19 protein-coding genes are annotated in these 21,133 nt (G+C 34.2%); all 19 read left to right on the top strand.

The window, feature by feature from the left end:
* Window positions 1-4: 4 nt before the first annotated feature.
* The 19 genes from MHB61_RS03155 to cls all read left to right on the top strand — a co-directional run bounded on the left by MHB61_RS03155 (window position 5) and on the right by cls (window position 20,856).
* Complete coding sequence (locus MHB61_RS03155; RefSeq protein ID WP_003132113.1) at window positions 5-1,288, top strand: bifunctional folylpolyglutamate synthase/dihydrofolate synthase; 1,284 nt, start codon at window positions 5-7, stop codon at window positions 1,286-1,288.
* 126 nt (window positions 1,289-1,414) lie between these two features.
* Window positions 1,415-2,056, top strand: coding sequence for a deoxynucleoside kinase (locus MHB61_RS03150; RefSeq protein ID WP_032398530.1), 642 nt, complete (start codon window positions 1,415-1,417; stop codon window positions 2,054-2,056).
* A 176-nt stretch (window positions 2,057-2,232) separates the two neighbouring features.
* A complete protein-coding gene (locus MHB61_RS03145) occupies window positions 2,233-3,519 on the top strand; it encodes a homoserine dehydrogenase (RefSeq protein WP_003132116.1) in 1,287 nt (428 codons plus the stop codon).
* A gap of 4 nt (window positions 3,520-3,523) precedes the next feature.
* Entirely contained in the window at window positions 3,524-4,414 is an 891-nt protein-coding gene (gene thrB, locus MHB61_RS03140) for a homoserine kinase (RefSeq protein WP_003132119.1), read from the top strand.
* A 253-nt stretch (window positions 4,415-4,667) separates the two neighbouring features.
* Window positions 4,668-5,267, top strand: a complete 600-nt coding sequence (gene niaX, locus MHB61_RS03135; protein ID WP_003132120.1) for a niacin ECF transporter S component NiaX — start codon at window positions 4,668-4,670, stop codon at window positions 5,265-5,267.
* Between the two features lie 42 nt (window positions 5,268-5,309).
* Window positions 5,310-6,209 (top strand): UDP-N-acetylmuramate dehydrogenase, encoded by a 900-nt coding sequence (gene murB, locus MHB61_RS03130; protein ID WP_003132121.1) that lies wholly within the window; start codon window positions 5,310-5,312, stop codon window positions 6,207-6,209.
* Window positions 6,210-6,860: 651 nt separating this feature from the next.
* Window positions 6,861-8,147 (top strand): ABC transporter ATP-binding protein, encoded by a 1,287-nt coding sequence (locus MHB61_RS03125; protein ID WP_003132123.1) that lies wholly within the window; start codon window positions 6,861-6,863, stop codon window positions 8,145-8,147.
* A complete protein-coding gene (locus tag MHB61_RS03120) occupies window positions 8,144-8,932 on the top strand; it encodes an ABC transporter permease (protein ID WP_003132125.1) in 789 nt (262 codons plus the stop codon). The genes MHB61_RS03125 and MHB61_RS03120 overlap by 4 nt, the downstream gene beginning before the upstream one ends.
* 1 nt (window position 8,933) lies before the next feature.
* Entirely contained in the window at window positions 8,934-9,734 is an 801-nt protein-coding gene (locus MHB61_RS03115) for an ABC transporter permease (protein ID WP_014570584.1), read from the top strand.
* Window positions 9,735-9,781: 47 nt separating this feature from the next.
* On the top strand, window positions 9,782-10,849 hold the full coding sequence (locus MHB61_RS03110; RefSeq protein ID WP_003132128.1) for an ABC transporter substrate-binding protein: 1,068 nt from the start codon (window positions 9,782-9,784) through the stop codon (window positions 10,847-10,849).
* Window positions 10,850-11,223: 374 nt separating this feature from the next.
* Complete coding sequence (locus tag MHB61_RS03105; RefSeq protein WP_003132129.1) at window positions 11,224-12,084, top strand: Rgg/GadR/MutR family transcriptional regulator; 861 nt, start codon at window positions 11,224-11,226, stop codon at window positions 12,082-12,084.
* Between the two features lie 110 nt (window positions 12,085-12,194).
* Window positions 12,195-14,441: a B12-binding domain-containing radical SAM protein gene (locus tag MHB61_RS03100; RefSeq protein ID WP_262652227.1), complete on the top strand. Its 2,247-nt coding sequence runs from the start codon at window positions 12,195-12,197 to the stop codon at window positions 14,439-14,441.
* Window positions 14,442-14,674: 233 nt separating this feature from the next.
* Complete coding sequence (locus MHB61_RS03095) at window positions 14,675-15,037, top strand: hypothetical protein (RefSeq protein WP_032398529.1); 363 nt, start codon at window positions 14,675-14,677, stop codon at window positions 15,035-15,037.
* Between the two features lie 88 nt (window positions 15,038-15,125).
* Entirely contained in the window at window positions 15,126-16,073 is a 948-nt protein-coding gene (locus tag MHB61_RS03090; RefSeq protein WP_003130410.1) for an IS30 family transposase, read from the top strand.
* A 14-nt stretch (window positions 16,074-16,087) separates the two neighbouring features.
* A complete protein-coding gene (locus MHB61_RS03085) occupies window positions 16,088-17,005 on the top strand; it encodes an MFS transporter (protein WP_014570588.1) in 918 nt (305 codons plus the stop codon).
* Between the two features lie 22 nt (window positions 17,006-17,027).
* Window positions 17,028-17,417 carry a DUF4430 domain-containing protein gene (locus MHB61_RS03080; protein ID WP_003130152.1) on the top strand — a complete coding sequence of 130 codons (390 nt, stop codon included), beginning with the start codon at window positions 17,028-17,030 and terminating at the stop codon, window positions 17,415-17,417.
* Complete coding sequence (locus MHB61_RS03075) at window positions 17,380-17,943, top strand: hypothetical protein (RefSeq protein ID WP_010905797.1); 564 nt, start codon at window positions 17,380-17,382, stop codon at window positions 17,941-17,943. The genes MHB61_RS03080 and MHB61_RS03075 overlap by 38 nt, the downstream gene beginning before the upstream one ends.
* Before the next feature lie 638 nt (window positions 17,944-18,581).
* Window positions 18,582-18,929: an AbiJ-related protein gene (locus MHB61_RS03070; protein WP_003130146.1), complete on the top strand. Its 348-nt coding sequence runs from the start codon at window positions 18,582-18,584 to the stop codon at window positions 18,927-18,929.
* A 478-nt stretch (window positions 18,930-19,407) separates the two neighbouring features.
* Window positions 19,408-20,856: a cardiolipin synthase gene (gene cls, locus MHB61_RS03065; protein ID WP_021214497.1), complete on the top strand. Its 1,449-nt coding sequence runs from the start codon at window positions 19,408-19,410 to the stop codon at window positions 20,854-20,856.
* The last annotated feature ends 277 nt before the right edge of the window (window positions 20,857-21,133 follow it).

Here is a 21,133-nt window from a genome sequence, read left to right as displayed (position 1 = left end):
CAAAATGTCTATAGAAGAAGCATTGGAATGGATACATTCACGTTTAAAATTTAATATTCGCCCAGGCCTAAGTCGTGTTTCGGCCCTTTTAGAATTGCTTGGTCATCCAGAAGAGTCTTTGTCAATGATTCACGTTGCTGGAACAAATGGAAAAGGCTCCACAGTCGCTTTCACACGCTCAATCTTTATGCAGGCAGGTCTGAAGGTTGCTTCTTTCACAAGTCCTTTCATCACCACTTTTGGTGAGCGGATGTCGATTAATGCACTCCCGATTGCTGATGATAAATTAATTTATTATGTAGAAATGATCCAACCACTTGTTGCTGAACTTGATAAAGATGCTGAACTGACTGGAATTACCGAATTTGAAATTATCACGGCAATGGCTTTTAAATATTTCTCTGATGAGCAGGTTGATTTAGCGGTTATTGAAGTTGGTTTAGGTGGACTTCTTGATTCAACAAATGTGATTAAACCTGTTGTTTCTGGAATTACAACAATTGGTTTAGATCATATTGATATTCTTGGTTCGACCATTGAAGAAATCGCAGCTCAAAAGGCTGGAATTATTAAACCAGGAATTCCAGTAGTTGTTGGAAATATTGAATTAAAAGCACTTCGGGTTATATGGGAAGTGGCTAGAAAAAATACAGCGCGTGTTTATCAATTTCCATATGATTATCGTACGGAAGTGGAAGAACACGAACATTTTAATTTCTTTTCTGGTCAAGAAGCAATATTGGATATTGAAAAATCTTTAGTTGGCTTACATCAAATAGAAAATGCTGGTATGGCTATTGAACTTTCTCTGGTTTATGCAAGTAAGGTTGGGATTGAATTGACTGAGGATGTGATTCGCTCTGGAATTCGTGAGGCTTTTTGGCCAGCTCGTATGGAAAAATTGGGTGAAAAACCACTCATTTTACTGGATGGTGCTCATAATGTTCATGCGATGAATCGTTTGCTTGAAAATCTTAGCTCTGAGTTTCCAGATAAAAAAATTACAATCATTTTTTCAGCCATTACCACAAAAGATATTAGTCAAATGATAAAAATGCTTCAAACTGTGAAAAATTCGCATCTGATTTTGACAACTTTTGATTATCCAAAAGCTTTGAATTTGGGAGATTTTCAAAGATTGGAAGAAGAAGGGGTTGAATTGGCTCCAAGTTGGGAATTAGCTTTAGTTCGTGCGCAAAAAAATTTAGCTGAAGATGATTTGTTATTAGTTACAGGCTCTCTCTATTTCTCATCTCAAGTTCGTGAGTTTTTGAAAAAAGAGAAGTAATAACTAAAATGATTTTTTAGTTTTTAAAATTAATAAATAGTTGTAAATTTAAAAAATTCGGCTATAATAAAATAGATTTATAAATTCATTTCTTTCTTTTGAAGAAATGACGAGGAGGAAAAGACAATTTTGATCGTATTAGCAGGTACAATTGGTGCAGGGAAGTCGAGTCTAGCAAAGGCTTTAGGAGAACATTTAAAAACGGATGTTTTTTATGAAGCGGTGGACAATAATCCTGTTCTTGATCTTTATTATCAAGACCCTCAAAAGTATGCTTTCTTGCTACAAATCTATTTTTTGAATAAACGTTTTGAATCAATTAAAATGGCTTATCGTCAGGATAATAACGTGCTTGACCGTTCGATTTTTGAGGATGAACTTTTCCTAACTTTGAACTATAAAAATGGAAATGTAACAAAAACTGAATTGGAAATTTATCAAGATTTATTAGCAAATATGTTAGAAGAACTTGATGGAATGCCCAAAAAACGTCCGGATTTATTGGTTTATATTGATGTGTCATTTGAAACAATGCTCTCAAGAATTGCACAACGTGGACGTTCATTTGAACAAATTGAAAATCAAGAAGGACTAAAAGATTATTATGCTCAAGTGCATGATGAATATCCTGATTGGTATAAAAATTACAACATTTCGCCAAAATTGAGAATCGATGGTGATTCTATTGATTTTGTCAATAATCCTGAACATCTTGATGAAGTTTTGGGACAAATCGATAATGAGTTGAAAAAACTAGATTTGCTTTAAAAAATAGTGAAATTATTATTACTGACAAGGCTGTCAGTAATTTTTATTCTTTTAAATTTACTGAGCTTTCTGTCAGTAAATTTTTTTCGATAAAAATGGTATAATATTAAGAAATTGAGCGAAAGTTATTTTTTGAATTATCTTAAAATTTAATTTTTGTTTGAAAAGGAGAAGTGATGACAGTAAATATAGCAATATTGGGGTTTGGGACAGTTGGAACTGGGCTTCCAACTTTAATTTCTGAGAATAAAGAAAAACTATCAAAAATTTTAGATGAAGAAATCGTCATTTCAAAAGTTTTGATGAGAGATGAAAAAGCAATTGAAAAAGCTAGAGCACAGGGTTATCAATATGATTTTGTTCTAACTTTAGAAGAAATTTTGGCTGATTCTGAGATTTCAATTGTTGTTGAGTTGATGGGACGGATTGAACCAGCTAAGACCTACATTACGAAAGTGATTAAAGCGGGTAAAAATGTTGTCACAGCCAATAAGGATTTACTGGCTGTTCATGGAACTGAATTGCGTGCTTTGGCAGAGAAACATCATGTTGCTCTATATTATGAAGCGGCTGTTGCTGGTGGGATTCCAATCTTAAGAACTTTAGCCAATTCATTTTCATCAGACAAAATCACACATCTTTTAGGAATTCTTAATGGAACAAGTAATTTTATGATGACAAAAATGTCAGAGGAGGCATGGACTTACGACCAATCTTTGGCCAAAGCTCAAGAACTTGGTTATGCTGAATCTGACCCAACAAATGATGTTGACGGAATTGATGCCAGTTATAAATTAGCGATTTTAAGTGAATTTGCTTTCGGAATGACGCTAAGTCCTGATCAAATTTCTAAATCTGGCCTCAGAACGATTCAAAAAACTGACGTTGAGATTGCTCAACAATTTGGCTATGTTTTAAAATTGACAGGTGAAATTAATGAGGTTGAATCAGGAATTTTCGCTGAGGTTAGCCCAACTTTTCTTCCCAAAAGTCATCCATTGGCCAGTGTCAATGGTGTTATGAATGCTGTTTTTATTGAATCAGATGGAATTGGGGATTCAATGTTCTATGGGGCGGGAGCAGGTCAAAAGCCAACCGCTACGAGTGTTTTAGCTGATATTGTTCGAATTGTTAAACGGGAAAAAGATGGAACAATTGGGAAGTCATTTAATGAATACGCACGTCCAACGAGCTTAGCTAATCCTCACGATATTGTAAATAAATATTATTTTTCCGTTGAAACACCAGATTCAACTGGGCAATTATTGCGCTTGGTGGAGTTATTTACAAGTGAAGATGTCTCTTTTGAACAAGTTTTACAACAAAAAGGTGATGGACATCGCGCAGTTGTTGTGATTATCAGTCATCAGATTAACCGCGTTCAACTTTTGGCCATTCAAGATAAATTAAAAGAAGAAGTAGATTTTAAATTACTTAATTATTTTAAAGTTTTGGGGGACTAGGAAAATGAAAATTATTGTACCAGCGACATCAGCAAATTTAGGCGCAGGTTTTGATTCAATTGGTATTGCGGTCAACTTGTATTTGACAGTGGAAGTACTTGAAGAAAGTAATGATTGGAAAATTGACCATGATTTAGGAAATAATATTCCTACTGACGAAAAAAATTTATTACTGACCACGCTGTCAGCAGTTTTGAAAGCTAAAAATAGTAGTCTGTCAGCAAAATATCATTTGAAAATGACTTCGGAAGTTCCTTTAGCAAGAGGTTTGGGTTCATCAAGTTCAGTCATTATTGCTGGGATTGAATTAGCTAATCAACTAGCAAAGCTAAATTTGACAACAGAAGAAAAACTTGAACTTGCTTGTGAAATTGAAGGGCACCCTGATAATGTTGCGCCAGCACTTTTAGGAAATTTAGTTATAGCAAGTACTGTTGCTGACAAAACGAATTATGTTAGCTCAGACTTTCCTTCATGTAAACTTCTAGCTTTTGTTCCAGACTATGAGTTAAAAACTGTTGAAAGTCGAAAAGTTTTACCTAAGGAATTGGCTTACAAAGAGGCCGTTGCTGCCAGCTCTATTGCAAATGTACTGACAGCCAGTCTTTTGACAAAAAATTTAAAAGTTGCTGGGCAAATGATAGAATCTGACCATTTTCATGAAAATTATCGCGCTTCTTTAGTTCCTGAACTGAAAATTTTGCGAGAAATTGGCCATGAATTTGGTGCTTATGGAACTTATTTATCTGGGGCGGGACCAACAGTAATGCTACTTTTACCCGATGATAAGCTGAATTTACTGACAGAAAAAATTAATGAGCAAAATTTATCTGGTCAACTTTATTCCTTGGAAGTTGACAGTAATGGATTACAAGTAAAAGAATCTGTATTATAAATACAGATTTTTTTCTTGATTATTTTACATATAAAATGATATAATCATTAAAGCAAAAAAGAATGTAAAGTAGTTCACTAACTTTCATTTTATTTGTCAGAACAAGGTTTTTGATTGATCATTTTTTTAAAATTAAAAGTAATGAATAATTAAATTTCTTTTATTGACAGGAAATGTGATTTAAATGAAAAACCATTATTGCCCTACTGTCCGCTTTTTTAAAGCAAGAGTTTAAAAAGAAAAGGAAACTCAAATGGCTCAAACAAAAAAGGCAAAAGTCAGAAATCTGATTATTGCTGCGATGCTAACTGCACTTGGAATTTTAATTCCAATGATTATGCCGGCTAAAATTATTATTGGTCCTGCATCATTCACGCTTGCCTCACATGTTCCCGTAATGGCTGCCATGTTTTTCAGTCCATTAATGACCGCTTTTGTTGCTCTAGGAACTACCCTAGGATTTATGATTAGTATTCCGGTACCAACTATTTGGTTGCGTGCCCTTATGCATCTCCCTGTAATGACAGTGGGTGCTTATGTCCTAAAGAAACATCCTGAACTTGTTCATCAAAAAGTTAAAATCCAAATTTTTAATTTTATTCTCGGTATTTTTCATGCTGGTTTGGAAACTTTAGTAGTTTATGTCTTTTATTCTTTAGGTTTTGCAAATATTGATCAAGCTGCTCTACTTAATCTTCTATTATTGATTGGTTTTGGTGGTCTTGTTCACAGTATGATTGATTTCAATTTAGCGCTTGGTTTGTGCAATGTTTTGAGCAAAGCCTTCCCAATTGATATCTTCGATAAAGCTAAAGGTTTCTTGAATAAAAAGAAAGTTAAAGCCGAAATTTAAGACAAAATTGTCATCTTTAATAGAAAATGATAAAATAAGGATATGATAAAAGAAACTGACCTTGAAAATATCCCAGATTTGCTGGTTAAATTTAATGAACCATTATCAAAATATACTTATACAAAAGTAGGTGGACCAGCAGATATCTTAGCTTTTCCAGCTACAATTGAAGCACTGACAGAATTATTAGTCAAAGCAAAATCAACTGACACAGCAGTTACTGTGCTTGGAAATGCTTCAAATTTGATTGTGCGTGATGGTGGAATTCGTGGCCTTGTGATTTTACTTGAAAAATTAGAGTCAGTAAAAGTGGCTGGCTATACGATTGAAGCTCAAGCTGGTGCAAAATTAAAAGAAGTAACACAAGTGGCACAAGCAAATTCACTGATAGGTTTTGAATTTGCCTGCGGAATTCCAGGTTCAATTGGCGGTGCTGTTTTCATGAATGCTGGAGCTTATGGTGGCGAAATTTCTCAAGTTTTGGTAAGTTGCAAAGTTATGGATACTGACGGAAACATTTCGGTTCTGACTGCAAGTGAAATGCAATTTGGCTACCGTCATTCTGTCATTCGTGACAAAAATTTGGTTGTTTTGTCAGCAAAATTTGAACTCCAAGCAGGTGATCCGACTCAAATTCAAAATGAAATGAATCGACTCAATTTCCTGCGCGAAAGTAAGCAACCCTTGGAATATCCAAGTTGCGGTTCAGTTTTCAAACGCCCAGTCGGTCATTTTGCTGGACAATTAATCCAAGAAGCTAATCTACAAGGTGTACGCATTGGCGGTGTTGAAGTTAGCAAAAAACATGCAGGTTTCATGGTTAATGTTGCAAATGGAAATGCGACAGATTATGAAAAACTTATCGCACATGTTATTGATAAAGTGAAAGAAAACTCAGGGGTCACTCTTGAACCTGAAGTTAGAATAATCGGTGAAAAATAAGACAGGATTTTCCTGTCTTTTTCAAATTTCAACTTGATAAATCATCTAATTTAAGCTATAATTAATGGTGTTCTGTGCATATACAGAAGATTTGACCGCTCAATTTTACTGATGAATAAACCGTCAGCAAATTAGACCTTTCTATCTGCTAACTTAATGGTTGAATTCTGGATTTAATTTACTGATAGAAATTTCAGCAAAGCTGAAACTTCCCTTACCCACCGATTCAATGACTTCCTTTGGTCCCATTGAACTGATGAAACTAAAAATTTCTCAAAAATACTTTTCGTCAGTAAAAATAACATCTCGTCAGTAAAATATTGACGATTTGTCAGTAAAAATTGAGCCAAGGCCAGACGGACAGCCGGGTCAAAAGCCGAAATTGGCGACTTTCGTTGCCTTATTGATTAACTCTTTTTAGGAGTTATGGGGAATATAAAAGCCCCACCCAAGAAAAACACGCTTTGGCGCATCAATAAGAGTATTAAAAGTTCTTCTGCTGTATAGACTCTGCACTAGATTTTTCTGTTTTTCCTTTTGGAATCAGAAAACTTAAATTGATGATGAAACCAAGCGTTGGCTTGGTTTTTTATATTACTTACAAGCAATTTTACGGCTTATCACATCTTTATATTCAAAGGAATTAAAAAAATGTCAAAAACAATTATCGAATTTAAAAATGTCAGTAAAACTTATGCTGACACTGATACAACCGTTCTTAAAGATATTTCATTTGAACTAGAAGAGGGAAAATTTTATACTCTTTTAGGCGCGTCAGGTTCAGGAAAATCAACAATTTTAAATATTATTGCTGGGCTTCTTGATGCAACCGATGGTGATGTTATTCTTGATAATAAAAGAATTAATGACTTACCCGCAAATAAACGAAATGTTCATACTATTTTTCAATCCTATGCTCTTTTTCCGAATATGAACGTTTTTGATAACGTCGCTTTCGCTCTTAAAATTAAAGGGGTAGATAAAAAGGAAATTGCCAAGCGTGTCTCTGAGAGTTTAAAACTCGTGCGCTTAGATGGCTTTGAAAAGCGTTCAATTACTAAATTATCAGGAGGGCAAAAACAAAGGGTAGCTATTGCCCGTGCCATAATTGATCGCCCTAAAGTTCTCTTACTTGATGAATCTCTTTCAGCACTTGATATGAAACTCAGAAAAGATATGCAATATGAATTAAGAGAGTTACAACAAAGTCTTGGAATTACATTTATCTTTGTTACGCATGACCAAGAAGAAGCGCTAGCGATGTCTGATTGGGTCTTCATCATGAATGAAGGCGAAATTGTGCAATCAGGGACTCCAACTGATATTTATGATGAACCAATTAATCATTTTGTTGCTGATTTCATTGGTGAATCAAACATTCTAAACGGAAGAATGATTGAAGACTACCTCGTTGAATTTAATGGTCAGAAATTTGAAGCTGTCGATGGTGGGATGCGTAAAAATGAACCAATTGAGGTTGTTATTCGCCCTGAAGATATCTGGTTTACACTTCCTGACGAAGGCAAATTCAATGTAAAAGTAGATACTCAACTCTTTCGTGGCGTCCATTATGAAATTGTAGCCTACGATGAATTTAATAACGAATGGCTCATTCATTCAACACATAAAGCCATTGTTGGAGAAACAGTTGGACTCGATTTTGACCCAGAAGCCATTCACATCATGCGTCTTAATGAAACAGAAGAAGAATTTGACGCACGTATTGAAGAATATGTTGAAGAAGAAGAAACGGTCGGTTTAGCTAATGCTGTCGAAGAAGAAAATGCCGAAGAAGAAGCTGCCATTCAAGAAGCCGTTAAAGAAGCGCTTGAAAACACGATGGAATTGACAGAACTTGCTGAAACAGTGAATGAAATTTTACAAAAGCAAGAGAATGAACCTGAGTCAGAAAATAAAGAAAGTGGGGCCAATAAGTGACCAAAAGAATTTATTCTGTTCCCTATTTTCTCTGGATTCTTTTCTTTGTTATCGTCCCTTTGGCCATGCTTTTATGGCAATCATTTTTTGATTTAAATGGTCACTTTACCCTTAACAATTATATCCTCTATTTTTCTAGCGGAACTTACCTCTTAATGACATGGAACTCTATTCTCTACGCACTGATTATTACTGTAGCGACCCTTGTCATCTCCTACCCCGTAGCTTATGTTTTGACCAAACTAAAAATGAAACAATTTTGGCTCATGCTTATTATTTTACCTACTTGGGTTAACTTGTTACTCAAAGCTTATGCCTTTATTGGAATTTTTGGTAAATATGGTTCAGTTAATAACTTTTTACAGTTTTTGGGAATTGGACGGACACAGATTCTATTTACTGACCTAAGTTTTATTTTGGTCGCATCATATATTTCCATTCCCTTTATGGTTTTACCAATTTTTAATGCTTTAAATGATTTAGATGATAATTTGGTAAATGCGAGTGCCGATTTAGGCGCCTCACGTTTCCAAACTTTTACTCAAGTGATTTGGCCACTTTCATTAAACGGTGTTAGAGCTGGAGTGCAGGCTGTCTTTATTCCTAGTTTGTCACTCTTCATGTTGACGCGTTTAATCGGTGGGAATAAAGTCATCACACTCGGTACGGCCGTTGAAGAACACTTCCTAACGACACAAAACTGGGGAATGGGTTCAACCATTGCTGTTGTTTTAGTTGTAGCCATGTTGCTTGTCATGAGAATGACGAAAGAAAGGAGAGATTGATTTGCGAAATAAAAATTCACTTGGTAAAGTTTACCTCACCTTTGTCCTCATCCTTTTATATGCACCTATTTTTTACCTTATTTTTTACTCATTCAACTCCGGAAGTGATATGAGCAAATTTACAGGTTTCACATTAGATAATTTCAAAACGTTATTTGCTGACAGTCGTCTAATTCTGATTGTTGTTCAAACTTTCTTTCTCGCCTTTTTAAGCTCACTGATTGCTACAGTTATTGGAACAATTGGTGCTTTGAACCTTGTTAAATTCAAGAGAAGACGTCGTGAAACTTTACTGGGCTTAAATAATGTCTTAATGGTTTCCCCAGACGTTGTCATCGGTGCTTCCTTCCTGATTTTATTTACAATTGTTGGAATAAAACTTGGTTTTATGTCTGTTTTACTCAGTCATATTGCCTTCTCTATCCCTATTGTTGTTCTGATGGTAATGCCGCTTTATCAAGAAATGGATAGTTCACTCATTGATGCCGCAAATGATTTAGGGGCAAATTCAAGCCAAATAATGCGTGAAATTACCCTGCCCTATTTAACACCAGGAATTATTGCTGGTTTCTTTATGGCATTTACTTATTCTTTAGATGATTTTGCTGTCACTTTCTTTGTCACAGGAAATGATTTCACAACCCTATCAGTTGAAATCTATTCCAGAGCTCGCGCCGGAATTTCTTTAGAAATTAATGCCCTTTCTACTCTTGTATTTCTCTTTTCAATTCTATTAGTTATAGGCTATTATTATATTATGAGAGATTCAGAAACTGTTGGAAAATCTTCAAATCTGACTTAAAACTATTTTACTGATACTTTGTAGCTCAAAGTATAGAAAGGAGAAACTTGAAAAAATTATCATACTTCTTTGTAGGAATTTTGATTATTACTGCCTCGTTAGGGCTGATTACTAATAGAATGAAAGCTGCTGATGGAGTCAAAACTCAAAATAATAGCCTGACCATTTTTAACTGGGGAGAGTATATCGACCCAGACTTGATTAGTAAATTTCAAAAAGAAACAGGTTATAAAGTAAACTATATGACCTTTGATTCCAATGAAGCCATGTATTCAAAAGTCAAACAAGGAGGAACAGCTTATGACCTGATTGTTCCTTCCGATTACATGATTGAAAAAATGGCCAAAGAAAATTTGCTCATTAAGCTAGACCATAGTAAGATTAAAGGTTTAAAAGATGATGACCCTAAACTCCTAAATCCGGCTTTTGACCAAGGAAATCAATATTCTGTTCCATACTTTTGGGGAACATTAGGGATTGTTTATAATTCAAAAACAGTAACAAGGCCACCAAAAACGTGGAATGATATCTGGTCACCAACTTACAAAAACTCAATTTTACTGACAGACAGTGTGCGTGACGTTATGGCAATGGTCCTTAGTAAACATGGATATTCATTAAATACAACCAACCAAAAAGAGCTAGATATAGCCTATCAAGATCTTCTAAAACTTACGCCAAATGTAAAAGCAATTTTGGGTGATGAAATCATGAATTACATGATTAATAATGAAACACCTTTAGCTGTCGTCTATAGTGGACAAGCAGCAGAGATGACCTCTGAAAATAAAAATTTGAAATACGTTATCCCCGAGCGAACAAACATTTGGTATGACAATTTAGCCATTCCAAAAACAGCTAAAAACGTCAAAGCAGCTTACGCATTTATCAATTTCATGCAAGAACCCAAAAATGCAGCCCAAAATGCGCAGTGGATTGGTTATGCAACCCCAAATTTGAAAGCCAAAGCCCTCTTACCCAAAGAAATTCGAGATAATAAATCCTTTTATCCAGATGAAGCAACCATCAAAGACGATGAAGCCTACAAAAACCTTAATCCATATTGGACTGGAATTTATAATGATTTATATTTAGAATTTAAGATGAATAAATAAAAAGTGATATTTAGAGTGATTTAGTCTAATTTGAAGAAAAATGCTTGGACGTAAATAAACAACGAGTATATATAAATAAGAAATAATTTAAATTTGAATGGGTACAGTGGTACAAGAATTTGAGCGCATATAATTGTCTCAGAAAATACAACAGCATACGCAACAAAGCAAGCGAGAAGTTTCACAATGCATTATGACTAAATCCAGCTAATCGTTTGGAACCACACATTGGGACTGCAAAGGATGAAGACTAGCGTAAAAATGGAGTATAAGCTCCATTTTTTTGTTCCATAATATCACTCTGAGCACATACCTCATACCTTACAGAGATTTTTGGTATAATTTGTTTGAATATATGAGAAAGCGAAAAAATAATGGGAAATAAAACTGGCAAGATATTTTCGATTCTTAGAGAGGCGAAGCACTTAACACTTAGAGAAGTGACGGCAAATGAATTCTCTTTGGCTCAGGAATCAAAGTTTGAACGTGGAGAAACCTCACTCACGATTGATAAATTTTTACTTTTGCTCCAAAACACTCAACTCTCGTTAGATGAATTTCAAGATTTTTATGATAATTATTCCTTGTCTGAAGACTATACTTTTCATGATGAGCTTCGAGAAGCCCATCGTATCAAAGACTTGAATCAAATCAAAAAATGGTTGCATTATTGGAAAGAGAAATCAGAAAAAAATTCGGATAAAAAATATTTCAAATTAAATTACATTGTATCTAAGGTATCACTCGCTTCTACTGCTGGTGGGAAGCCCACCAAAGATGATATTGATGTTTTGATGAGTTATTTGGATTTAGTAGAACAGTGGGGGAGGTATGAAATTTGGGTGTTCAGTGTTTGTCAGCATTATCTTGACGATAATATGTTGGATTATTATGGTACAGAAATATTTGATAAGTCAAGTTACTATAAAAATGTTCACCAGAACCAACAAATGGTCATTCGGACAATGTTGAATCTTGCAGACACCTGGCTTAATCGAAAAAAATTAGAGAAGGCATTGGTTTGTCTTAATCGTGTTAAGACAATCGAAATACCGATTGAGTTTTTTGAAGAAGCCATTACATTAAGATATTTGGAAGGACATTATCTCCATCTATTGGAGGACCCAAAAGGGAAACTAATGATGCAAGATTGTGCTAAAGACATCGAAAAATATGGATATACTCAAGCAGCTCAGGAGCTTTATGAAGAGATTTACGATTTAGGAGAATTGTAATGTTTTCATATATTTAAAAGTTTAAAAAATATTTAAGATAAAATGATAAAATCTCGATAACTTAGTTTAGTTATTGAGATTTTATTTTAGGAGTACTCATGATGAAGTCAATGTTAATTTTTCCGCCAGGTTGGGATCCACGGGGGCCCTATTTATCTTTGCCTGTATTAAAAGCCTATCTTCAACAAAATAATCAAGAGGTTTTAATTCGTGATGAAAATGTTGAATTTTATGACTTTTTCTTCTCAGAACAGTTTTTCAAGCGGATGAGTAGAGAAACTTCAACTCTAAAAAAGAGTATTTATTTCAATTCAACATTACATATCCAAGAAGCAAAAGATGTAATACGCTCAAAAGATTCAAAGTCTTGGCAAAGAAAGTTTGCTTGGAATGTTTTATCCAATTTGAATTATCTTGCAGGAAAAGTTTATAAAGGATTCGAAATCGATTTTAACAGCATGCATTTCAAATATTCGCACGATTCCACTTCAGAGATAATGAAAGCATTATCAGATAGAGCAGCCAATCCACTCATTGAATATTTTGAAAAGGATTGTTCAACCATTGAAGAAATTAAAAATCAAGAGATTGAATATATTGGTTTCTCTGTCACAGGAAATACCCAACTCATTCCAACTTTAACAATGTGTAAGGCAATTAAAGAATTATGTCCAAGCGTAAAACACATCCAGTTAGGCGGTAATTTTATTACTCGTATTTCATCACTTATTGGTAATCTACATCCTTTTTGGAACTACATTGACTCTATGCTTCTTTATGATGGTGAAGAAAACTTATCATCTTTTTTACAGCAGTTGGAAAACAATAAAGATTACTCAAACATTCCTAATCTATATTATTTGGATGATCATAGAAATTTGAAACGAAATGAGATCGTAGAGTCTAAAACAATAAATAGCTTACCGCCAGATTTTGATGGATTTGATTTTTCCAAATACTTCACAGATAATCTATGGATTCCCATTTATACCTCAAGAGCTTGCGTAAATAAGAGTACCTTCTGTACAATTCCTAACGCTTCAGGGGGGAAATTTAGACATATGCCTGCTAAAAAAGTCGTAGAAAACATGGAAGTTGTGAAGGAAAAATACGGCATTTCTCATTTTTCATTTGTAGATGAAACATTTCTTGTGCCTAAAATGAAGCAAATTGCAAAGTTACTGATTGACAATGAGCAGAAAGACATTTCATGGTATTGCGAAACCCGCTTTTCAAAGTTGCTTACCGCAGATACGACACAAATCTTGAGAAAAGGGGGATGTTCTAATATTCAATTTGGGCTTGAATCTTATAATCAAAGGGTACTGGACCTGATGGATAAAAATATTGATATTGCTTGGATTGAACCCAATATTATAAATTGTTTTGAAGCAGGAATTTCGGTTCACCTCTTTTTTATGACAGGATTTCCGACAGAAACCTTAGAAGAAGCAAAGAATACCTATCATTTTGCAAATGAAATGATTTTGAAATCCAAAAAGGATTATGGCCTTCCTTATTCTACAAAGGGATTTGGCACGTTTGGACTTAAAGTGGGCGCAGGCGTTTATGAGAAACCCGAAGTATTTAATATTGAAATTTTAGAACCAGCTGATGATGAAGATTTAAGGCTCTCTCGGGATTATAATATTCACGAAGGCTTGATATCAGATGAGGCCAAACAACTTGTGAGCACGATGCGTAGCTCTAAAATTTCTCTGCAAACCTCTTTTGATGCTCAACAATTTGATATTGAATTCCCTAAGTCTATTCTCCCATCAGAAATTGATTTAATCAACGAACGTGAAAAAAGGGCAGCAGAACGTTCTTATAAGGTTTATGGATTCTGTTTTGAGAATGAAAGTCTTAAAATAAATCGCTATGTTAGCTTGATTATAGATGAAGAAACGCAGATGACTCTTTTGTATAATGTTAAGCATGGAATATTTCTTTCTTATCCTACTTCAGATTTGCAGATAGGAAATGCTAAGATTACCTTTGCTTTAGATAATATTAAATCAGATTTAGCCTATTATGATTTTTTGGAACTTGAAAATTCACAAGAAAAATATTCTACTATGGATGAAATTTTTGAAGGAAAATATAAATTATGCCTGAACGATTATTTTTTTGAGCACTATAATTCAACGGATTTGTTGATATACAACAAGATGTTTAAGGAAGTGATACAGACTAATGTTTTGGGGCATGAGTTATTAAAATACTTCACGATTTCGCATAAGATTCAGGAATGGTTTACTGAGATAACACGCTCGGGCTTAAATTTACCTGTTGAAAAGTTAGAAAAGCTGATCGTGGACGCTCTGGAATCAAAGGTATTGAAAGTCATGATATGAGGTTTATGTATAAATCCTCACCGGAGAAAAAATACAAATTTTAATAAAGGAGAGCGAAAAATGGATTTTGAAAAAATTAAATCACTTGCTGAAGTGATGGAAGTACAATCCACAAAAGATTCTGCTCAAGCAGTAGATTCTGAGATGAACACAAAGTATTGCTAATCTTTTGATAAGGGGAAAGTAATAGACTTTCTCTTTTTCTGGTCTTATTCAGATTTTAAGGAGTTGTCTTGTCTAAAATTGAATATTTGTTTATTTCTCGCTGCTTATCTGAGTTTGCAGGAGCAATATTACCCGTAGTATTCCCGTTATTCATTTTGAAAACAACCCATTCTTTAAGTCTTTCGGGTTTATTTTTTACGATTACAATGTTACCGAGTGTTTTGCTTACTCCAGCTATGGTAGTGTGGATTGAAAAATATGAAAAGAAGAAAGTAACATTCTTTTCAGTTTTGACTCTTGCAATCTTATGTAGTATTGAGTCTATGCTCTTAAAGTTTGGGCGTTATGACTTTATTTATCTTGTTTGTTTTGCAATCTTAGTTGCAATTTTTTCTATGATGCTTGATTTATCTTCAAAACGCAAATTGTAAAATGAAGTTAGCCACCTTGAGTCAAGCAAAAAACATCTGAATCTCTTATACTAGAAGTTCGACCAAATAGTATAAAAAGGAAATTCAGATGCAAGACTATTCTATCACAAGCCAGAGCAAAGGGAAACACCTGACCAATCAAGACCGTTTAAACATTGAACGTTGGCACAATAAAGAAGGACTGAGCAACCGTGAGATTGCGCGCTTATTGAATAAAGCTCATGGGACGATTGACAGAGAGATGAAGCGAGGGGAAATCCAGCTCAAGCGGAAGGTAAAATACTCTGCTAAAAAGGCTCAAGAAAATTATGAAGGATTGAGGGCTCACAGTGTTCGTCCGAGTAAACTCACGACTGAGATTGATTGTTATGTGAGTACACGTCTTAAAGAAGACAAGGACTCTTTGGAAGTCATTCATCAGGCTCTAAAAGGAGTTTCTCTGAGCAGCCTCTACAATTGGGTCAACTGGGGCTGGTTAGAAGCCAAGCGTCATCATCTTTTCTATCCGCAGTATAAGGCGGCAAAGAAAATCAAACCTCGTGCGCCAAAGCATCCTTTTGGCAAGTCTATTGAAGAACGGCCTGAGTTCATTAACAATCGCTTAGAAGTGGGGCATTACGAGATTGACACGGTCATTCTTACGAGAGCTAAGAACAAGGTGCTTTTGACGCTCACAGAGCGAAAATACCGCACGGAGATCATTCGCTTGATTGATGGGAAAACAGCACAGGCGGTCAATGATGAGCTGGTGGAACTTCAAAAAAGTTATGACTTCAAATCCATTACCCCTGACAATGGCCATGAATTTGCAAGGCTCTCTGAGGTCGTAAGCTGTCCAGTTTACTATGCACACGCCTACGCGAGCTTTGAGCGAGGGACGAATGAAAACCATAACCGAATGATTCGTAGGCATCTGCCAAAAGGCACAACAAAGACGACCCCTGAAGAAGTCGCCGCTATCGAGTATTGGATGAACCATTATCCAAGAAAAATGTTCAACTATAAGAGTTCATATGAGATGAGCTTGGCTGGCTAACTTGGACTTGCAATTTGCGTTTATCTTCAAAAGTTCTATTTACTGAACTTGTTGATGAATCAGAATTAGAAAAATATAATGGTATTAGAAGTATCTTAGATAACCTTTCTGTTTTCGGTGCACCGATGCTTGGAACCTTGGTGTATGGAGTGTTCGGTTTCTCAAGTGTTATTTTAATTTTAGCTATACTTTATGTTTTGGCAGCTGTGGTCATTGCGTTTATTCCATTGGAAAGTAAGAACGGAGGAAATGATCAAATTGTTGAAGAAAGTTTTGTCCAGAAATTTAGGATAGGTCTTCATTTTATTCGGACAGAAAAAGCGATATTAAAATATTTTTTGCTCATTATGGCACTTAACTTTTTTGTTGCTTCATCAGAAGAAGTGACGAACCCAGGGATTGCCATTCAAAAATATCATCTTCCAACTTCTATTTTTGGACTGGTGTCAATTGCCTTTTCAATAGGTGTAATATTATCAGGGATTTTCATTGCTAAAAACTCAAAAATTGAGTTCAGAAAGCATATTTCCAAACTCTTCGTGCTAAACAGTTTGGTCATGGTTTTAATTGGATTTTCATCAGTTTTTTTAATCTCTTTTAATGCTTTTGTTTTCTTTGGACTAATGCTTTTCTTTGAAGTGTTACTTGGGTTTATTACAATTTTAGTGAATGTACCAATGACGTCTTTTTTTCAGAGCCAAGTTCCCCTAAATATTCAAAGTCGATTTTTTGCTCTCCTTTCTTTTTCTGCAAATTTGATCGTCCCTCTTGGAATCCTGTACACAGGATTTTTAGCATCAGCTATTGGAGCCGATGTCACATATATCATCAATAATATTTTAGTTATAGTAATTGTATGTTTTGCATTTTGGAAAGAAATAGGAAGAGGCTTTCGTGCATTTCTGTTGAAAAAATGGAAAATGTCGAAATGATTGATAGGACAGAAGAGACCGTATGAAAAAAATAGTTAAAAATCTCCAAGTGATAGTCGCTCTAGTTTTTGCATTGTTGATGTTATCAGCTTGTTTCACCTCAAAGAGTGAACTGCCAAGAAATACGTCAAATGCACACTCAAATAAAGAGAACACAGTTACTGTAATAATTGAGGGAAAATCAAAGCGTTATCAAGTAAAAAAAGGCACTACCTTACTTTCATTTGCAATCTCTCAGTTGAATGCAAAAGAGCACGAGGGCTTTATTACCTCTGTCGGTAATTTAAGGCAGAATACAAAAGAATCAATTTATTTAATGTTTGATATAAATGGAAAAAGATCAGTGATTGGCGCAGGGGGCGTTAAAATAATAAATGGTGAAAAAATCAGATTTTATTTGGAAAAATACTAAATTGACAGTTCGTAAGCTTACGCTAATTGCGATGACAATAGCACTGTGCTCCGTAATTCGTTTTCCATTTTCATATCTGCCAAATATTACTCCTTTAACAACAATCTACTTACTCATTTGTTTAAACATTGGATTGAGCGAAGCAATTATTATTGCTGACATGACGATTATAGCAACATCCGTTTATCTAGGAATGGGCTACTGGGTAGTCGGTCAGTTACTAGCATATTCTCTAATAATTTTTTTATATTGGCTGTTTATAAAAATTGATATTATGAAGTTTTTAATTATGCAAGCAATATTATGCCTTATACTGGGGCTAATTTATGGAATTGTAATCTCAATGTTTGAGGTTTTTGTTTTACAAATTTCATCATTTGAAATTTATTATATTGCTGGTCTCCCCTTTGACTTGATGCATGGATTAGGGAATTTTCTATTTATGATATTGGTATTTAGACCAGCTCGAATTCTCAAGCGGCAATTCAATAGCTTAACAAGGTTTTACAACGATGATTCTGTTTGAAATTTGGTGTTACATACCTTTCCTTGTATTATTTTTTATGTAAAATAAAACCTCAAAACTGAGTTGTCAGAGAATAAAGACAGCAAAGTAAACACTCGTTATTTTGGGTTTAATTTATAGAGATAATAAAAGCACTTAATAAGTGCATTTTCCTATTTAAAAGATATATAATTTATTCTTTATTATTGACATACGGCTAACATTATCTTTGTGAATGTTGGTGAAATGAGACAAACGGCTCTACTGAGCTCTAAAGAGCAGTTGTTAAGTCGGTTAAGTTGAGTAAAATGGCAAGAGATTTTTATCTTGAAAATCAAACACAATGGCTCAAAATCCATTTAATAGTGGGACTTGGGTGGCAAAATCAACCATCACTAAAACGGATTCAATGAGAGAATAATTTTCGAAAACGAACGATGTTGTTTCATAATTAATTGCAGAACATGCAAATTTAACGAATCCGGTAGAATAATTAAAACTTTTAATCGTAAATATTTTTGTATTTTGCTATATTATGTTTTGAAAGAAATGTGCTACATAAGTATTAATAAAACAGTATTAATGAAATACTGTTTTGTTATTGTATTTGAAAGTTATCAATTAATTTTATTAGAATAAATATAAAAAAGATTGAAAAGATGGAAATTACTGAATTGATACGTCATGATATTTTCGACTTATTTGAAAATGGATGTATTGAACAGATCTATTTTGGGAGTGATAAAAAATACTTTTATCCATATTATGGACGACTTAAAGAAATAGATTTCTTGAAAAGGATCTATCCTTTAGAAAATATGGTAACAACAGATGAAAGATTTAATAACGTAGATGAAGAGATGTGGCAACATACCATTAACAATGATACTTGGAATTTTGGGTGGGTTTTTAATGACTCTCGGTTTGACTTAATGGATGGCCCGGATTCTACCTTATTGGAATTCTTATGTGAGGTTTTCCATCCTATATCAATAACTCAGGGTTAACTGAAGAAAATGAACAAGCAGATAGAAATGGAACAATTAGTTTAGGAGATGTCATTCAGTTTGATTGAACCATATATCATACGTTAAAAAGTAAAAAAATAGGAGAAAAAAAGATTAAAATAATTACTGGTAGTTCTTGTTCAAGAAAAGCATCCGCGTGTCTGATAACATATAATATTTCCTTTGAGGAGAAAAAATCAATGAGATGAATTTTGAAAATTTGATACTGAAAGAAAAAGATGTATGTATTGTGGATAGGCTTTCTTTTGTTACTGCAATGGCGCGTGGCAAAGAAAAGGCTGAGAGTTGGTTTATTTAAATGCTATAGATAAGACAAATGCATTAAGAATTAATGAATCAATAATACTTATAAAAATAACATTAAATTTTGCTTAGATAAAATACATAAAGTATCCAATAAATTTTGATATAATTAGATAAATAATATTATTTTATGGAGATTATGGAGAAATATTTTATGTCACTTGCGACAATTTATAGTTTGATGGGAACACTAATAACGATTAACACATTGCTTGCCCTTGTGACAATTTTTCGGAAACCTAGGTCTATTGCCAGTATTTTTGCGTGGTCTATGTTCTTGTTCTTTTTACCAGGGGTTGGTTTCCTTGGCTATCTTTTTTTAGGAAGAGGGCTTGATCGAACAACAACAAATCGTTTTGAAGAAGAAAATAAATATAATCTGTCTATTCTTGCTCAAAGGGTGCGTGAAAATAATGAAAAATTTGAGCCAAAAGAAATGGCACCCCATGAAAGATTACTGAAAAGGTATTTTAATAATATGGAACGTACACCACTTTGTCGTGGGAATAAAGTGAATTTTTATCTGAATGGAGAAGATAAATTTTCAGCCTTGTTTGATGACATAAAGAATGCTAAAGATAATATTCATGTAGAATACTATGCATTCTTTAATGACAAAATTGGAACTGCTTTTCGCGATAATCTAATTGAAAAAGCTAAAGAAGGGGTGGAAGTTAGAGTAGTTTACGATCCATGGGGAGGAAAAACGAGAAAGGATTTCTTTAAACCTTTGGAAGAGGCAGGAGGTAAGGTCACAGCCTTTATCACATCGCGTAATACACTAACAAAAACCCGACTTAACTATCATTTACATCGTAAAATTGTAGTGATAGATGGTCAAATTGGTTGGACTGGCGGATTTAATGTTGGTGATCAATATATTTATAACAGTAAAAAGTTTGGCTTCTGGCGCGATACACACGGTAGAATTGTTGGTACAGCAGCTTTTGGTCTTCAAGAAACATTTATTCGAGATTGGAATGTTTCAGTCAGAGATCCTAAAGATAAGCTTGAAAGAGAAGATTCATATTTTGTGGTACCGGAAGAAGAAGGGAACATTGATATTCAGATTGTCGCTAACGGACCAGAGAGTGATAATAAAACCTTAAGAACAGGTTTTATTAAAATGATTATGGATGCGGAAGACTATATTTGGCTTCAATCGCCTTACTTGATACCTGATGACTCTATGATAACAGCGCTTGTAGCAGCGGCGAATTCTGGTGTTGATGTAAGAATTATGATTCCCAATATGCCAGATCATCCGTTTATTTTTAGAGCAACACAATATTACGCAAATTATCTACATAAACACGGTGTGAAAATATACAATTATACAAATGGCTTCATACACTCTAAAACTCTTGTAATGGATGGAAAATTAGGAGTATTTGGTACAACTAATCAAGATATTCGCAGTTATGAATTAAATTTCGAGATAAGTGCTTTTTGTTATGATGAAACTGTAGCAAAAGAGATGAGCAGGACCTTTGAGGGAGACTTAAGAAATTCAAAGCTACTTACTGATGAAGAAATTGCCCAACAATCTATCTGGCTTAAAATCAAGCAAAACTTTTCGAGATTACTTAGTCCGATATTATAAATGGTCTTGTATATAGGGCTTAATAAGGATGAATTGACTCCTTTAAAATACATTAATATTGAAAAATAAAAATCACTTGAAAATTTTAGTGATTTTTATTTTGGAGAAATTCTTCCTATATTCAACTGAAAGTTAATTATTCAAGAGTAGAGTAATAGATGCTACAAATCATTCATACTCACTAAGACCTTGATTGTCTACTAAAAGTCAAAAGGTTTGCTGAACTTATGCGAGCATTTTTTATTAATATCAGACCAGAGGGTTAATCTCCAAAAGA

It is taken from the genome of Lactococcus sp. FSL K6-0773 (assembly GCF_038006485.1).
Taxonomy (GTDB): domain Bacteria; phylum Bacillota; class Bacilli; order Lactobacillales; family Streptococcaceae; genus Lactococcus; species Lactococcus lactis.
Note: the sequence above shows the minus strand (reverse complement) of the source record. Positions and strands in the feature narration are given on the sequence as shown.

Excerpts from the sequence above, each read along its gene's own strand:
- MHB61_RS03155 (WP_003132113.1), top strand. The coding sequence starts at position 5 with ATGTCTATAGAAGAAGCATTGGAATGGATACATTCACGTTTAAAATTT.
- MHB61_RS03145 (WP_003132116.1), top strand. The coding sequence starts at position 2,233 with ATGACAGTAAATATAGCAATATTGGGGTTTGGGACAGTTGGAACTGGG.
- thrB (WP_003132119.1), top strand. The coding sequence starts at position 3,524 with ATGAAAATTATTGTACCAGCGACATCAGCAAATTTAGGCGCAGGTTTT.
- niaX (WP_003132120.1), top strand. The coding sequence starts at position 4,668 with ATGGCTCAAACAAAAAAGGCAAAAGTCAGAAATCTGATTATTGCTGCG.
- murB (WP_003132121.1), top strand. The coding sequence starts at position 5,310 with ATGATAAAAGAAACTGACCTTGAAAATATCCCAGATTTGCTGGTTAAA.
- MHB61_RS03125 (WP_003132123.1), top strand. The coding sequence starts at position 6,861 with ATGTCAAAAACAATTATCGAATTTAAAAATGTCAGTAAAACTTATGCT.
- MHB61_RS03105 (WP_003132129.1), top strand. The coding sequence starts at position 11,224 with ATGGGAAATAAAACTGGCAAGATATTTTCGATTCTTAGAGAGGCGAAG.
- MHB61_RS03100 (WP_262652227.1), top strand. The coding sequence starts at position 12,195 with ATGTTAATTTTTCCGCCAGGTTGGGATCCACGGGGGCCCTATTTATCT.
- MHB61_RS03090 (WP_003130410.1), top strand. The coding sequence starts at position 15,126 with ATGCAAGACTATTCTATCACAAGCCAGAGCAAAGGGAAACACCTGACC.
- MHB61_RS03080 (WP_003130152.1), top strand. The coding sequence starts at position 17,028 with ATGAAAAAAATAGTTAAAAATCTCCAAGTGATAGTCGCTCTAGTTTTT.
- MHB61_RS03075 (WP_010905797.1), top strand. The coding sequence starts at position 17,380 with ATGGTGAAAAAATCAGATTTTATTTGGAAAAATACTAAATTGACAGTT.
- MHB61_RS03070 (WP_003130146.1), top strand. The coding sequence starts at position 18,582 with ATGGAAATTACTGAATTGATACGTCATGATATTTTCGACTTATTTGAA.
- cls (WP_021214497.1), top strand. The coding sequence starts at position 19,408 with ATGTCACTTGCGACAATTTATAGTTTGATGGGAACACTAATAACGATT.